Annotated in this window: 13 protein-coding genes, 1 tRNA gene and 1 other RNA gene; 7 read left to right on the top strand and 8 right to left on the bottom strand. The window is 70.5% G+C overall.

All coding sequences use genetic code 11. The features are described from left to right. The first annotated feature begins 31 nt into the window (after positions 1–31). Positions 32–1,306, top strand: a complete 1,275-nt coding sequence (locus A5680_RS06985; RefSeq protein WP_067817579.1) for a serine hydrolase domain-containing protein — start codon at positions 32–34, stop codon at positions 1,304–1,306. Here A5680_RS06985 and A5680_RS06990 read toward each other — a convergent pair. From A5680_RS06990 to A5680_RS07000, 3 genes are read right to left on the bottom strand one after another with little or no spacing between them, the layout of a single operon-like run. Further along, complete coding sequence (locus A5680_RS06990) at positions 1,301–2,371, bottom strand: dihydrodipicolinate reductase (protein ID WP_055403164.1); 1,071 nt, start codon at positions 2,369–2,371, stop codon at positions 1,301–1,303. The two genes, A5680_RS06985 and A5680_RS06990, sit on opposite strands and share 6 nt — an antisense overlap. Before the next feature lie 29 nt (positions 2,372–2,400). Continuing rightward, positions 2,401–3,537 (bottom strand): hypothetical protein, encoded by a 1,137-nt coding sequence (locus A5680_RS06995; RefSeq protein WP_067817582.1) that lies wholly within the window; start codon positions 3,535–3,537, stop codon positions 2,401–2,403. Next, positions 3,534–4,847, bottom strand: coding sequence for a hypothetical protein (locus A5680_RS07000; protein ID WP_067817585.1), 1,314 nt, complete (start codon positions 4,845–4,847; stop codon positions 3,534–3,536). The genes A5680_RS06995 and A5680_RS07000 overlap by 4 nt, the downstream gene beginning before the upstream one ends. A gap of 43 nt (positions 4,848–4,890) precedes the next feature. Here A5680_RS07000 and A5680_RS07005 point away from each other — a divergent pair, with 43 nt between their 5' ends. Further along, positions 4,891–5,229 carry a hypothetical protein gene (locus tag A5680_RS07005; RefSeq protein WP_055403162.1) on the top strand — a complete coding sequence of 113 codons (339 nt, stop codon included), beginning with the start codon at positions 4,891–4,893 and terminating at the stop codon, positions 5,227–5,229. Between the two features lie 3 nt (positions 5,230–5,232). Here A5680_RS07005 and A5680_RS07010 read toward each other — a convergent pair whose 3' ends face one another. The 3 genes from A5680_RS07010 to A5680_RS07020 all read right to left on the bottom strand — a co-directional run bounded on the left by A5680_RS07010 (position 5,233) and on the right by A5680_RS07020 (position 8,853). Next, the gene (locus tag A5680_RS07010) at positions 5,233–6,579 is read right to left on the bottom strand and encodes a CHAT domain-containing protein (RefSeq protein ID WP_067817588.1); all 1,347 of its coding nucleotides are present in this window, start codon (positions 6,577–6,579) and stop codon (positions 5,233–5,235) included. Then, on the bottom strand, positions 6,576–8,270 hold the full coding sequence (locus A5680_RS07015; RefSeq protein ID WP_067817591.1) for a hypothetical protein: 1,695 nt from the start codon (positions 8,268–8,270) through the stop codon (positions 6,576–6,578). Before A5680_RS07015 ends, A5680_RS07010 begins: the two co-directional genes overlap by 4 nt. A 94-nt stretch (positions 8,271–8,364) precedes the next feature. Next, positions 8,365–8,853 carry a lipoprotein LpqH gene (locus tag A5680_RS07020; RefSeq protein WP_067817594.1) on the bottom strand — a complete coding sequence of 163 codons (489 nt, stop codon included), beginning with the start codon at positions 8,851–8,853 and terminating at the stop codon, positions 8,365–8,367. Between the two features lie 143 nt (positions 8,854–8,996). Here A5680_RS07020 and A5680_RS07025 point away from each other — a divergent pair, with 143 nt between their 5' ends. Next, on the top strand, positions 8,997–9,377 hold the full coding sequence (locus A5680_RS07025; protein WP_055403158.1) for a hypothetical protein: 381 nt from the start codon (positions 8,997–8,999) through the stop codon (positions 9,375–9,377). A 14-nt stretch (positions 9,378–9,391) separates the two neighbouring features. After that, positions 9,392–10,135 (top strand): enoyl-CoA hydratase/isomerase family protein, encoded by a 744-nt coding sequence (locus A5680_RS07030; protein WP_067817627.1) that lies wholly within the window; start codon positions 9,392–9,394, stop codon positions 10,133–10,135. Between the two features lie 10 nt (positions 10,136–10,145). On the opposite strand, the gene A5680_RS07035 is transcribed toward A5680_RS07030, so the two are convergent. Continuing rightward, positions 10,146–10,985, bottom strand: coding sequence for a hypothetical protein (locus tag A5680_RS07035; protein WP_067817597.1), 840 nt, complete (start codon positions 10,983–10,985; stop codon positions 10,146–10,148). Between the two features lie 92 nt (positions 10,986–11,077). Next, a tRNA-Ser gene (locus tag A5680_RS07040) sits at positions 11,078–11,163 on the bottom strand. 65 nt (positions 11,164–11,228) lie between these two features. On the opposite strand from A5680_RS07040, the gene ffs reads away from it, so the two are divergent. From ffs to A5680_RS07055, 3 genes are all read left to right on the top strand, one after another. Then, positions 11,229–11,323: signal recognition particle sRNA small type (ffs, locus tag A5680_RS07045), an RNA gene on the top strand. 132 nt (positions 11,324–11,455) lie between these two features. Further along, entirely contained in the window at positions 11,456–12,748 is a 1,293-nt protein-coding gene (locus A5680_RS07050; protein WP_156675021.1) for an aminotransferase class I/II-fold pyridoxal phosphate-dependent enzyme, read from the top strand. Between the two features lie 99 nt (positions 12,749–12,847). Continuing rightward, a complete protein-coding gene (locus tag A5680_RS07055) occupies positions 12,848–14,659 on the top strand; it encodes a DNA polymerase III subunits gamma/tau (protein WP_067817600.1) in 1,812 nt (603 codons plus the stop codon). Positions 14,660–14,667: the final 8 nt, after the last annotated feature.

Here is a 14,667-nt window from a genome sequence, read left to right on the forward strand (position 1 = left end):
TCGTCTCGTGGTAGCGGGGCGTCGGGGCGCCGTGAAACCGTCGGCCCTTCTGGTCGCCGACGATGGCCTGCCGCGCGGAGTCTCCGGCGCGGCCGACCCCCGTTTCGCGAACGTCGTCAGGCTGTTCGGGCAGCTGTTTCCCGGCCGCCGATTCGGCGGCGGGGCGCTGAGCGTGTACATCGACGGCGTGCCCGTCGTCGATGTCTGGACCGGATGGTCGGATCGGGCCGGTACCCAGCCCTGGACCGCCGACACCGGCGCCATGGTGTTCTCGGCGACCAAGGGGGTCGCGTCGACGGTGATCCATCGGCTGGCCGACCGCGGCCTGCTGTCCTATGACGAGCCCGTCGCCGAATACTGGCCCGAGTTCGCCGCCAACGGCAAGGCGGAGATCACCGTTCGCGACGTACTGCGGCACCGCTCCGGGCTGTCACACCTGCGGGGTGTGACCAAGGAGCAGTTGATGGACCACGTCCTGATGGAAGAGCGCCTCGCCGCCGCGTCGGTCGACCATCTGCGTGGCGTGCAGGCCTATCACGCGCTGACCTACGGCTGGCTGCTGTCCGGTCTGGCCCGGGCGGTGACGGGCAAGGGCATGCGCGAACTGATTCGCCAGGAAGTCGCGCGCCCCCTCGACACCGACGGCCTACACCTCGGCCGCCCCCCGGAGGGCTCGCCCACCAAGCCGGCGGAGATCCTCATCCCGCAGGGCAGGCTGCGGGCCCCGGTGTTCAACTTCATCGCCCCCAAGATGGCCGGCCTGCCGTTCTCGGGCGCGTTGGGCGCGATGTACTTCCCCGGCATCATCTCGCTGCTCAAGGGGGACACCCCCTTCCTCGACGGGGAGGTGCCCGCCGCCAACGGCGTGGTCACCGGCCGGGGGCTGGCGAAGATGTATGCCGTGCTGGCCAACGACGGCCGCATCGACGGCAAGAAGTATCTGTCCGAGGACCTCGCGCGTGGCCTGGCGGGCAGCGCCCGGCGGAAGTGGCCGGACGCAAACATGGTGGTGCCCATGCCGTTTCACCTGGGCTACCACGAATCACCGGTGCCCGGCTTGCTCCGCGGTTTCGGCCACGTCGGTCTCGGTGGAACGCTGGGCTGGTCCGACCCGGAAACCGGCAGCTCGTTCGGATTCGTGCATAACCGGTTGCTCACGCCCCTGCTCTTCGACATGGGATCCTTTGCGGGACTTGCCCGTCCGCTGCGCAACGCCATCCTGGCCGCCCGCGAACAGGGTCCGCTGCCGGTTCCGCAGCTCGGTGCCACCTACGCCAAGGCCGGCCGGCGCAAAGCGGCCCTATGAGTGTTTGACGCCGACGTGGGCGTTCCCGCGCGGCAGCGTCAACGGCAGGTCGGCGTAGGTGACGATGCCCGGCGCGGCGGCCACGACGGCGGGGATCGCGTTGATCGCGGGCATCGCGGTCATGATGTGGCCGAGGTCCATGAACTCCTCGATCGTGGTGGCCTCGAAGTACGGCGGCGGCAAGAAGCCGACCTTGGTGGTCACGGTCGGTTGCCCGTCGATCTGGATGACCCAGCCGTCCTGCTCGATCTTCCAGTCCGGCTCGAGCGTTTGGCCCTTGCGCCACCGCACGTTCAGGTCGATCAGGGTGGTGTCGCCGACGATTCCCTGCCAGCTGATGTAGACGCCGGCCACGCATCCGGCGGGGATGGTCCAGGACGCCATCTCGAGATCCGCCGTGGTCTGGGCGAACTCGGCCACGCAGCGCACCTCGTCGAGCTCCACGCCGAGCGCGTCGCCCACCAACCGGACCGCCTCGCCGAAGATCGCCGTTCCCTTCGCGGCCATCGCCGGTAGCTCGGGGTGGTCGATCGGCTGGCCGAAACCCACCGGTTTCTCGGTCTCCGGTGAGTCGTAGAACGTGGTGTCGGCGGCCTCGTTGACGGTGACCTTGTCGATCCGGTTGCACACCATCGCCGAGACGATGGCCAGCAGTTCGGCGAATCCCGGGCTGACGCCGGAACCGAAGATCGTGGACCCGCCCAACTCGGCGGCCTGCGCCAACTTATCGCGGCCGTTGCCCAGGTTGCCCCCGGTGATGAACGACGCGGTGGTGACCACGTTGACGCCGGCCGACAGGATGCGGACCAGCTCGTCGACGTCGATCCACATCGGGTTGTAGACCACGCAGTCGGGTTTCAGCGCCAGTAGCGCGTCGACGTCGTTGGTGGCCGCCACGCCAACGGGTGCGATCCCGACGAGCTCGCCGGCGTCGCGGCCGACCTTCTCCGCCGACCAGGCGTAGCAGCCCACCAGTTCATACGTGGGGTTGGCGACGATCGATTTCAGCGAACTCTTGCCGACGTTGCCGGTGTTCCACTGAACCACGCGATAGTTGTTTGGCACTCGCTCAGCATAGGGAATCGCGGGCCACGTTAATAGGCGGATTCGGCCGCCAGTATTTCGGCGAGGAAGGCGTCGTCGGCCGGCCGGTCCAGCCGCGCCCGCGCCCACCGGCGCACCCGCTCCCGGGTGTCGGCCGACTCCGTCGTCTCGGCCCCGACGAGCACCGACGTGACCGACCAGTCGTGGTCCCAGGCCGCCGATTCGGTGAGGGGGCGTTGTTCGGCGTCGATGAGTTGCAGGGTCGCGCGGCCGGCGGCGTCCAGGGCGCCGGCGCCGGAAAAGGCCCCGGAGCGCAGTCGCACCGCCACGCCGGTCGGCGCGTCCGGCCCGATGACGGCCGCACGCACCCGGGCGACCACCGCCGGTCCGGCCGCCTCTACCGTCCAGTCGACCGTGTCCTCACCGGCATCGAAGATCGCGGGCGGGACGCCGCCCCAGCTCACGGACGCGACACCGCGGGCGATCGGCGCCGCCGCGCGCGGGCCCGCGGCCGCGCCGGCCGCCAGCGCGTAGTCGTCTTGGCGCCCGCTCGGGACGGCCAGGGTCAGGCCCGAATCATAAAGGGCGGCAAAGAGTTCGGGCCATCCAGGGCCGTCCACCCCCACTTCGTCGGCCAGGTCGGCGCCCGCCCGCACCAAATCGGACGCGCGCGGGTCGCCGTCCGCCAGGTGCGCGGCCAGGGCCGCGGCGTGCGGCGCCAGCAAGCCTGCGACGTCCGAATCCAGGGTGTCGTCGGCGAAGTAGCCCTGCGCGCCTGCGGTGAGCAGCGCGACCTCGAGGTCCAGCAGCGCGCGGTCGAGCCCGGCGATGCCGTCCTGCCGGCTGGCGGGCCACCAGCGCCGCAGCCAGTGGCCCACGGCCAGCCTGCGTAACCGGCGCAGCGAGCCGGGCACGATGTCCACGCCCGCGAGGTCGATGCCGTGCGGCTGGTCCGCCGATTCCAGAGCGGAAACCAGGGCGACATGGCCGGATTCGCCGAGGATCCGCCAAAGCCAGTCCGCGCGGCCCAAATCGGTGAACGTGATGTGGGTTGCCGCATCGTGGTCGTCGGGCTCGTCCAGGGTCCACGACAACACGGCCCCGCTGACCTCCAGCACCGCCGCCAGCGGCGACGCCTCGCTGGCGGGGCCGGTGCTCCACAAACCCGAGTCGGCAACCAATCTCATCCGGCCACCTGCAATTCCAGCATCGCCTTGATGCGCTGCCGGTGGTCCAGGCTCACCGACCGCGCGACCCCCTCGAGCAGCGAGCGCACATCATCGACGTCGTCGCACGGTTCCTGCCACACGTCGCGCCCGTGCAGCCGCGCCCACAGGCGGCTCAGGTAGGGCTGGGCGTACGCGGCGAGGTCGTCGACCACCTGTCGCTGCCGCGGATGGATAGGGCCGCCCTCGGCGAGGTAGCGCCGGGCGTGCAGCACGTAGGCCTCCTTGCGCAGCCGCGCCTGAATCTGCGCCGCCAGGGCGTAGCGGCTGGCGACGGACGGATCCAGTGGGGCCAGTTCCACCGCGATCTCGATGCCCGCGACGAGCGTTGCCTGTTTGTCCTCGGCCAGCAGCCCCCAGGGCGCGCAGGCCCGGTCCACCTCCTCCTCGCATAGCAGCGGGATATCGGGCAACGCATCGCGGTCCAGCGCGCGCCGCAGCGTGGCGCGCACCCGGTCCACCACGCTGCGGTCCAACGGCCGGTCGCTGTCGGCGCCGCCGGCGACGCGCGGGGGCCGTTGCGGGGCAACCGAACTCAGGCCCAGATCGACGATCGACCAGGGTAGTTCCGCCGACTCGACACGGGCCAGCGCCCCCAGGTTGTACGGCGTGGTGTCGGCGATCATCGCCTGCCAGACGCGCTGCCGCGCCGTCGCGGTGCGGTGGCTGTTGGCCGGGCCGAGGACGGTCGCGAGTTCGGCCAGGAACGGGCCGGTGACCGTGTCGGCCGCCCGCACGTCGCGCCAGCTCCGATCGAGCTGATCGGCCAGCTTGGCGACCGTTTCACCATCGGCCATGTACTGATGCAGCACCTCTATCGCGGTGCGGTCGCGACCCTGGTGAATGTCGGCCAGCACCGCGGCCGCGGTCTCGCGATCCTCCGCTGCCGGTAGGCCTTTCGTCACCGCGAGCTCGAAGCACACCGGGAAGTACAGTTCCTGGGCGTTTCCGGCGCGGATGCGCTGCCTGCGCCGCTCCATTTTGAGGACCTCGAACCACGCTGCGGCCGCGCGCAATTCGGGGCCGCTGCCGACGATCAGGTCACGCATCGCGGCGGCCGTCTCCGGGTTGACGACGGGCGCCGAGTACTGGGGATTCGACCGCAACCGGAGCACCAGCGGATCGATGATGCGTTTGACGGTGCGGCTCAGGGGGCCGCCGTCGTCGCTGCTGAGCACCTCCACGCCGGCACCGATCGCCCGCCATGCCGCGTCGATCACCGAGCGGCGTGGGTGGCCGACCGCGACGGCCAGCTGCGAATCCGCGCTCATCTGCACAGAATAGGGGCAGCGCGCGAATGCGGCAGCCGAAAAGTTGGGTTCGGTAGCCGGCTGGCGGCTTCACGCTGGTCGCATGAACAAGCTGTGGCTGCTGGTCGACCGGATCAGGTCCGCCCGGCGCCGGAGCGCCGCCGACCGTGCCGTCGGCGTCGGCACCGTGCGCGCGGTCGAGCGTCAAATTTTCATCGAAGTCGTCGCGGTTTCCGGGGAGACGTTCATCGGGAAGCTGGCCCGTTGCGGCGACGACCTCGACTTGTCAATGTTGCGGCCCGGCCTGGTCGTCCTGGTCGCCTTCGATCCCGCTGCGCGCGAGGAGCTTTCGCTCCCCGACGACGTGTTGGCCGTCCATGCGGCATGGGTGGCCTCGCTGTGAGCGCTACCGTGCACCGTCGACCGCGAAGGTGACCACGGCGCCCCAATACAGCGGGCTGGCCGTCGCGTCGCCGTCGCGCCAGCGGCGCATTTGTGCCCGTTGCCAACGGTTCACCGCACACCCGGCGTCGGCCTCGGCCTCGTGGGCCCGATCCACGGCCGCCACGGCCTCGGCCATCGGATCGGCCGCCCCCGTGGCGAATTGCCGATACGCCGCCGTGGTGGGCAGGGACCACAGGGTGGCGGTCACCAACTGCGCGCCACCCAGAATCATCGCCGCGACCAGTCCGGTGGCCTCGTCGAATTGATAGTCCCCGCCCGAGCCGCACGCCAGCATCGCCACCCGGGGCGGCATCGGCAGTTGCAGGGCGATGAGGTCCGACGCGGTGAGCGGGCGGTGGTCACCGATGGGGTCGGCGTCGCCGGGGATGTCGGCCGTATCGGCCAGGTGCAGCGCGGCCCGATCGGCTTGGCCTTCCGCCGAACTCGCGTGCCCCACGTAAAGCAGCCGGCTCGGGGCTTGAGCGAGCAGCTTGGCCAGCCAGGTGCGGTCCGCGTCCTGCCGGCGGAACAGCTCGACCGCCGTCTCGACGGCGGGCAGCACCGGCCGCTGTCCCATCACGTCGGTGAAGTGCCGCGCCAGCGGCGTTTCCGGCCCCGGCCTGCCGAGCACCGACCCCAGCGCGGAGTCGGGGCGCTGGCCCGGCACCCGGGGGTCGAGGACCAGCACCGGGGGGCCGTCCTTCCTGGCGTCCCACCCGGCCGGCAGCCGCGGTGAGTGCACGATGTTCGGCGGGACCGCCATCAAGACGTCGACCAGTTCCATCAGCCGGTGGCCGTCGGTGTGTTGCCGGATATCGGCCAGCTGCCAGGGGATCCGGGCCGCGGCCCGGCCGCTGGCGGTGATGGCCTCCTGCCGGGCCCGCACCAATTCCTCCTTGCTGGGGCCCGATTTCGGCACGGCCAGCAGCCCCCAGGGCACGCGCGCCAGTCGCGCGCTGGGCGAGACGAGCAGCACCGCGCGCGGCGTGGCCACGCACTCGGCCAACAGCTGCCAGCCCGGGGATCCGATCAACAACACCCCGAGGATGTAGGCGAGCGTCAGCTCGCCCTCCTGAGCCGCGAATGCCCCGGTGGTCAGCGCGCGCTCGATGGCGTCCCGGCTGCCCTCGGAGCCGTGCGGCTCGGGCAGGGCACCCGCCAGCTCTTCCAGCGCGGCCAGCAACAGCGGCTCTTCGACCAGCCAGGTGACGGTTCTCGACGGCTGTCCGACGACGCGCAAGCTGGCGTATGTTGCGATCCCGACGTCGGCGTACCGCAGGATCAGGGTGGCCCGGTCGGCGTCGCTCATCGCCAGGTCGACCAGGCGGGCTCGGCCGCGGTGACGTCGCGGCCGTAGCGCTGGGCAGCCAGCTCGCGATAGTGGCTCAGGATCGGCTCGGCGTCGGGCTGCATCCGCAGCGGTGGCAAGGGTCCCAGCCGGGTCAGGGATGCGCCGCCGGGTGCCGAGGGGCCGGACGCGGCCAGCGCCGGGACCGGCTCGAGGTCGGTCTCCACGGGCACCGGCGCGGTGGCCGTCGACGCCCATTCACCGGTTTGCGGACGCTGTGGACCCGTATCGAAAGTGCCGCGCGCGCTGTGGTATTCGACGAGCTCGCTGATCAGCTCGGTGTTCTCCCATTCCCAGGCGACCGCGAAGGCGCCGGCCAGGACGGGGCCCGAAACGGTGGCGGCCCAGCGTGCCCTCGCGTCCGCGTCGGCGATCGAGTACCGCACCGAGTCGACCGCCAGCGCGGCCGGGACCTTGAGCTCGGCGGCCTGCTGGAGCTTGGTCATGCCGCGCCAGTATTCGTCGGTCCCGATCTCGCCGTGCAGGATGCCCAGTCCCTCCGCCTGCCGCGCCTCGGTCTCCTGCAGCGTCTCGTCGGGGTCGCCCGAGCTGTCGAAGCCCAGGTCCGCCAGCGCGTCCGCGCGCCACACCGTACCGAGATGGCTGTCGAGCAGCGCGTACTGCAACCAGCTGCTGCGCGGCGACGAGTCGAGCAGTTCGCGCGCCTGCGCGATCAACTCCACGGCGTCGGCGAAGCGGCTCCAGAAGATCGCTATCCAGCTGCGTTGCAACAAGATTCGGTGCAGATACAGGGGCTTGCCCAGTTCGCGCCAGTGCCGTTCGGCGTGTTCCCAGCACTCGTCGGCGGCCTCCAGCGCGCCGGAACCCAGCCGGGTGAGTCCCAGGTACAGCCAGCAGCGGGCGATGTCGTGGGTGCGGGCGTGCCGCGCGATGACGGGATAAGCCTCGGAAACCAGTTGCTCGGTGCCGGCGTGGTCGTTCGCCGCCCAGCGCGCCGCCGCGCGCTCCAATTGCGCTCGGGCCATGGCCAGTTCCCAACCGTTGGCCCGGGCCCGCGCTTCCGCGCGCCGCAGCCAGGGATCGGCTTCCGCCAGCCGCCCGGTGTCAACGCAGAATTTGCCGTACCCGATGCCGGCGACAACCCGGGCGTGGTCCGCGTCCTCGCCGGTGTCGCGATAGTCATTCAAGTCGCTAACGACCTTCTCCCACAACGGGACTGATTGCGTGTGCAGGTCGTCATCGCACAGCGCGATGGCACACAAGACCCGGGCATGGATGCGCAGCCGGGCGTGTTCTTCGGCCAGGCGGGGGAGATCGGCGCCGCGGTCCTCCAACGCCGCCAACGCCGTCGCCGCGCCGTCGTGATCGCCGATCGCGGCGGCCAAACCGGCTTGCAGGAACTGGGCCCGGCGCGAGTACCGGCGGACCAGGTGTGTGCTGTGGGCGTCGGCGGGCATCCCCGCGTAGATCGCCACGCAGTCTTGGATGCGCCGGATGGATTCGCGCACCCCGTCATTCACGCCGCGGTCAAGGTAGATCTCGCCGAGCTGTGCGAGGACCTCCAGCATGAGATCGTCCCGATCTTCCCGCTCGATGTGCGGTATCAGGGACAGCAACAGGTCGCGGGCCCCGGCCTCGTCGCCCGCGAAGGCCAGGCGGCGCGCGTTGTCCAGCTCGTCGGGGATCAACACGGCTGCATCATAAGTCCGAAAGTGTCGCGTGGGCAGGGAAAGCGGTGAGCGGCGGACGCGTGAGTGAGCGCGTCCGCCGCTCGGTCGCAGCCGATCAGCCGCAGGTCACCTTGATGCTGAAGTCCTTGGTGATCATTCCGGCCATCGGGTTCTTCATGTCGGCGCCCTGGGCCTGCCCGGTGATGGTGTAGGTCTTGCCGTCCACCGCCACGTTGGCCAAGCCGACCTTCGCACCCATGCCGTTGCTCACCGACAGCGCGTTGCCGTCGACGAAGAGCGCTAGCGACTCGACCGTCGGGGGGTTCGCGTCGGTCATCACCACGGCCAGCGCCTGCTGGGGGCCGCCCGTGGAGCCGCTGCCGATGTCGATCTTGCCGCCGGTCCTGACGCAGGTCACCGAGGCGGGGTTCACGCCCGCCAGGTCGGCGCCGCCCACCTTGACCTGCGCGTTCGTGCCGGTACCGGTAGAGACGCTGGGAGCCGTGCTCGACGCCGGGCTGGCTGAGTGGCCGCCGCTGGAGCACCCCACCAGCACCGATGCGGCGCCAAGTGTCCCAATCGCAGCCGCGAGAAGACGTTTCACTTGCGGTTTCCTTCCCTCATGCGCCGCCCCGATGGCGTCGCCATGGCGCAAGTACAGAACGTCCGAATCGCTACCGATCCCAAATTTCGCGGTGCCGAGCCGGTAGGCTGCGTCGAGGTCGGCTGACGAAGGGAAGGCCCGCGATGCTGAGCGTGAAGTGGCTGGAAAAGCCTGAGGCCCATGACTTTCCGGCGGCGGCGGACTACCTCACCATGCTCGCGGACTCGGCAACCGTGAAAAAGGTGATCAAGAAGCTGAAGGCCGGCACCGTGACGCATCGGAAGGCCAAAGACATCCTGCGTGCTGCGCGTCTGGGTCTGCTGCCGGTCGACAACCCGCACGTCGCCGCGGACCTGACGAAAATCGAGAAGGGCCAACCGTTGTCGCCCATCCTGCTGGTGCGCGGCGACTTCCCGACCGGCGCCCCGCTGCAGATCGCCGATGGCTACCACCGCGTGTGCGCGAGCTATCACACCGACGAGAACACCGATATCCCGGTCGTGATCGCGGCCGTCAGCCGTTGACCGAGGAGGTGGCCATGATCGACGTCAAGACGGTCCGGGACGTGCGGGTGCTGACCCTGTCGTCGGGTCCCGTCAACGCGCAGGACATCGAGCTGCTCGAGGCGCTGACCTCGGCGGTTCGCGATTTGGGCCGCGCGGATGCCGGTGCCTTGGTTATCACCGGCGCCGGCCGGGCGTTCAGCGCGGGGGTCGACCTCAACCGCGTGGTGGAGGGCGGCGCGGGCTATACCGATCGGCTGGTCCCGGCGCTGTCCGCGGCCTTCGAGGCGGTGTTCTGCTATCCCGGTCCGACCGTCGCCGCGATCAACGGCGCCGCCATCGCGGGTGGCTGCGTGCTCGCCTGCGCCTGCGACCGCCGCCTCATCGGCCCGCGGGCGCAGATCGGGGCGGCCGAGGTGCGCGTCGGCGTGCCGTTCCCGGTCGCCGCGCTGGAGGTCATGCGCTACGCCTGCGGGGATCGCGCCGAGGAAGTGCTGCTGGGCGGTCTTAACTACCGGGGCGACGACGCCGTGGCGCGCGGGCTTGCCCATCGCTTGGTCGACGACGACCTGCTGGAGGCGGCGGTGGCCGAGGCGACCGATCTCGGCGGCATCCCGGCCGGCGCCTATCGCCAGACCAAGTCCCAACTGCGGGCGCCGACGCTGGCGCGGATTCGCGACGGCGGCGCCATCGACGACGAGGTCCGCCGGATGTGGGGCGCGGACGAGACCCTGCAACGCATCGCCGACTACGTGGAGCGCCTGCGGCGGCGCGACTGATCAGCGCCGGCTATTCCTCATCGAGAGCCACCCCACCGCGGGTGCGCCGGCGCCGCATCCGGTGCGACCCCTTGCCCGTCGGGCGGCGATTGCGCAGCCGGGCCTGGGCTTCCTCGGTCTCCGAGGTCTCCTCGGGCTCCGGGGTGGCCTCATCCGCCGGGGCGGACGCCTTGGCGGGCTCGGGTGCCTCGGGCTCTGGAGTCTCGGTCTCGGCCTTGACGGCCTCGGTCTCCTCCGCCTCGGTGGTCTCGGCGTCCTCCGCCTCGGCCTCCTCCGCCTCGGCCTCCTCGGCCTCGGCGTCGTCCTCCTCGGCTTCGGCGTCGTCCTCCTCGGCTTCGGCGTCCTCGCCGTCGGCCTCCTCGCCCTTCTTGCGGCGCAGTCGGCGCTTCTTGGGTTCCTTCGCCTTGATCGGTTTGGGCGGTGGCGGCGGCAACTCGGCGACGAAGGACAGGTAGAACGCGAAGAATCCGATCAGCGCGATCGCGGCGGCCGCCCCGTAAATGGCGAACAGATACTGCCCCGCGGTGTCCAGGCTCAGCCAGATCTCACTGATCGCGGTCCCGATGATCAGCACGCCCGCCAGCACGTGGGCCACGATCGAGGCGACCCTGAGGTTCAGGGCCAGCTGCGGGGTCCCCAGCTCCGGCCTGCGCACCCGCAACAGGTTGAACACCACCGGCAGCGCGGCCAGGGCGAACAGCGCGCCCGTCGTGATCCGCAACGCCGTCCCCAACGAATGGGAGGTGTCGCCCATCAGCTCCGGCCAACGGGGCAACACGAAAAAGAAATTGAGGACGCCGGCAAGGAGGGAGAACAGCAGGTGCCACGGCACGGCAATCTTGCGCCCCATACCCCTCCTCGTGCTGGTGAGTTCACGCCAGCCTAAAGGCGGCCAACCCGAATCCATATCAATTCGTGCCGGTCCGCATGGCGGACCAATTGCGGAGGATGCGGGATTTGAACCCGCGAGGGCTGTTAACCCAACCCGCGTTCCAGGCGAGCGCCATAGGCCACTAGGCGAATCCTCCGTGGCCATGGTAACCGAGGCCGCCATAGCGACCGCGAGTCAGTCCGCGCCAGGTATTACACTCGCGGTGGACCCCGCGCGGCGTCTATCCTGTGAACTCCCCCAGGGCCGGAAGGCAGCAAGGGTCAATGGGCTCTGTCGGGTGCGCGGGGTCCCCTATATCCACCAGTGGCGACCCGCTTTGCCCGGCTCCGCCGCGCTTGCGATCGCCACTGGGTTTGATGAGTGGTGACCCGCTGCGCCCGGCTTCGCCGCGCTTGCGATCACCACCAGGAGCAGCGAAAGGGTCCATCGTGTCGCTGGATTCCCTCAGCCCGGAAGAGCTTGCCGCCGCCCACGCGCGCAACCAGCAGGATTACGCGGATCTGCAGGCCAAGAGGTTGTCCCTCGATCTGACCCGTGGCAAACCGGCGCCGCAGCAGCTCGACCTGTCCAACCACCTGCTGAGCCTGCCCGGCGACGACTACCGCGACAGCGAGGGCACCGACACCCGCAACTACGGGGGCCTGCACGGTCTGCCCGAGCTGCGGGCCATCTTCGGCGAGCTGCTCGGCATCCCGGTGCCCAACCTGATCGCCGGCAACAACTCCAGCCTGGAGCTGATGCACGACCTCGTCGCCTTCTCGATGCTGTACGGCGGCGTCGACTCGCAGCGGCCCTGGAAGGACGAACCGAGCGTCAAGTTCCTGTGCCCTGTCCCCGGCTACGACCGGCACTTCGCGATCACCGAGACGATGGGCATCGAGATGATTCCCGTCCCGATGCTGGCCGAGGGGCCCGACGTCGACCTGATCGAGGAGCTGGTGGCCGCCGATCCCGCGATCAAGGGCATGTGGTCGGTGCCGGTGTTCGGCAACCCCACCGGCATCACCTACTCGTGGGAGACGGTGCGCCGGCTGGTGCAGATGCGCGCGGCCGCGCCGGACTTCCGGCTGTTCTGGGACAACGCCTACGCGGTGCACACGCTGACGCACGAATTCATCCGGCAGGTCGACGTGCTCGGGCTGGCGGCCAAGGCCGGCAACCCCAACCGGCCCTACGTCTTCGCGTCCACCTCCAAGATCACCTTCGCCGGCGCGGGCGTCAGCTTCCTGGGCGGCTCACTGGGCAACATCGCGTGGTACCTGCAATACGCGGGCAAAAAGTCGATCGGCCCGGACAAGGTCAACCAGCTGAGGCACCTGCGCTTCTTCCGCGACGCCGACGGGGTGCGCCTGCACATGCTGCGCCACCAGCAGATCCTGGCGCCCAAGTTCGAGTTGGCGCTGGACATCCTGGACAAGCGGCTGAGCGACTCCAAGATCGCGTCATGGACCGAACCGCAGGGCGGCTACTTCATCAGCCTCGACGTGTTGCCCGGCACCGCGCGGCGGACCGTGGCCCTGGCCAAGGATGCGGGGATCGCAGTGACCGAGGCGGGCGCGTCGTTCCCGTACCGAAAAGACCCGGACGACAAGAACATCCGGATCGCGCCCACCTTCCCGTCGCTGCCGGACCTGCGCGACGCGGTCGACGGGCTGGCCACCTGCGCGCTGTTGGCGGCCTCGGAGTCACTCTTGGTCTCCTCCCCATCGAGTGTGAGCTGAAGGCGACGACGAGCCGACCCTGGGTTCACCCCGGAAGCCACAGATGCCCACTGAAAACCCGTCGCGCTGTCGTCGGCCGGCGCCGGTAGCCTGCTGACCGTGGCCCTCTACCGCAGGTACCGACCGGCAACCTTCGCCGAGGTGGTGGGGCAGGAGCACGTCACCGAGCCGTTGTCGATCGCCCTGGAAGCCGGCCGCATCAACCATGCGTACCTGTTCTCCGGGCCGCGCGGCTGCGGGAAGACCTCGTCCGCGCGGATTCTGGCCCGCTCGCTGAACTGCGTGCAGGGCCCGACGGCGACGCCGTGCGGGGTCTGCGAATCGTGCACGGCGCTGGCCCCCAACGCCCCCGGCAGCATCGACGTGGTGGAGCTGGACGCCGCCAGCCACGGCGGCGTGGACGACACCCGCGAGCTGCGGGACCGGGCGTTCTACGCGCCCGCGCAGTCGCGCTACCGGGTGTTCATCATCGACGAGGCGCACATGGTGACCACGGCGGGGTTCAACGCGCTGCTCAAGATCGTGGAGGAACCGCCCGAGCACCTCATCTTCATCTTCGCCACCACCGAACCGGAGAAGGTGCTGCCCACCATCCGGTCGCGCACCCACCACTACCCCTTCCGGCTGCTGCCGCCAAAGACCATGCGCGCGTTGATCGGGCGGATCTGCGAGCAGGAGGGCGTCGCCGTCGACGACGCGGTGTACCCGCTGGTGATCCGCGCCGGCGGTGGCTCCCCGCGCGACACGCTGTCGGTGCTCGACCAGCTGCTGGCGGGTGCCGAGGGGAACCACGTCACCTACCCGCGGGCGCTCGGGCTGCTGGGCGCCACCGACGTCGCGCTGATCGACGACGCGGTCGACGCCCTCGCCGCGTCGGACGCCGCCGCACTGTTCGGTGCGGTGGAGTCGGTGATCGACGCGGGCCACGACCCACGCCGCTTCGCCACCGACCTGCTGGAACGGTTCCGCGATCTCCTCGTGCTGCATGCGGTTCCGGACGCGGTCAGCCGCGGCGTGGTGGACGCCCCGGAGGACGTGCTCGACCGGATGCGCGACCAGGCGACCCGCCTCGGGTCGGCCACGCTGACGCGCTACGCCGAGGTCGTGCAGGCGGGCCTGGGGGAGATGCGCGGCGCGACGGCCCCGCGCCTGCTGCTCGAGGTCGTCTGCGCGCGGCTGCTGCTGCCCTCGGCCAGCGACACCGAGTCGGCGCTGCTACAACGTGTCGAGCGGATCGAGACCCGGTTGGACATGTCCATCCCCGCCGCCGAGGTGGCCGCCGCGCATCCGCCGCGGCCGGCGGTCGCTGCTCCCGTGCGGCCGCGCAGGGAGGCGACCCCGCCCCGGGAGGCGGCCCCGCCCAGGTCCGCTCCGCCCGTGCCCATGCCGGAGGCCGTCCCCGAACCGGTCCCGCCGCCCGCGATCCCCGAGCCGGTCCCCGAACCGGCCGCCGCACCCGGCGAACTCAACGCGGCCGCCGTGCGAACGATGTGGCCGACGGTGCGCGACAAGGTGCGCCAGCGCAGCCGCACCACCGAGGTGATGCTGGCCGGTGCCACCGTGCGCGCCCTCGAGGAAAACACGCTGGTGCTGACGCATTCCTCGGCGCCGCTGGCCAAGCGGCTGTGCGAGCAGCGCAACGCCGACGTCATCGCCGAAGCGCTCAAGGACGCGCTGGGCGTCAACTGGCGGGTGCGTTGCGAGGTTGGCGACGCCGCGCCGGTCGAGCCGAGCCCGCCGGCCCCGAAGACCGAGGAGCCCGCCCCCGACGTGTCCCAGCGCGACGAGGAGGAACACATGCTCGCCGAGGCCGGCCGCGCGGAGTCGGCCGGGCCGCGCCGCGACCCCGAGGAGGTCGCGCTAGAGCTGCTCCAGAACGAGCTGGGCGCCCGCCGGATCGATAACGTCTAGAGCTGCCG

The sequence above is a fragment of the Mycobacterium sp. E2989 genome, from assembly GCF_001667595.1.
GTDB lineage: Bacteria > Actinomycetota > Actinomycetes > Mycobacteriales > Mycobacteriaceae > Mycobacterium.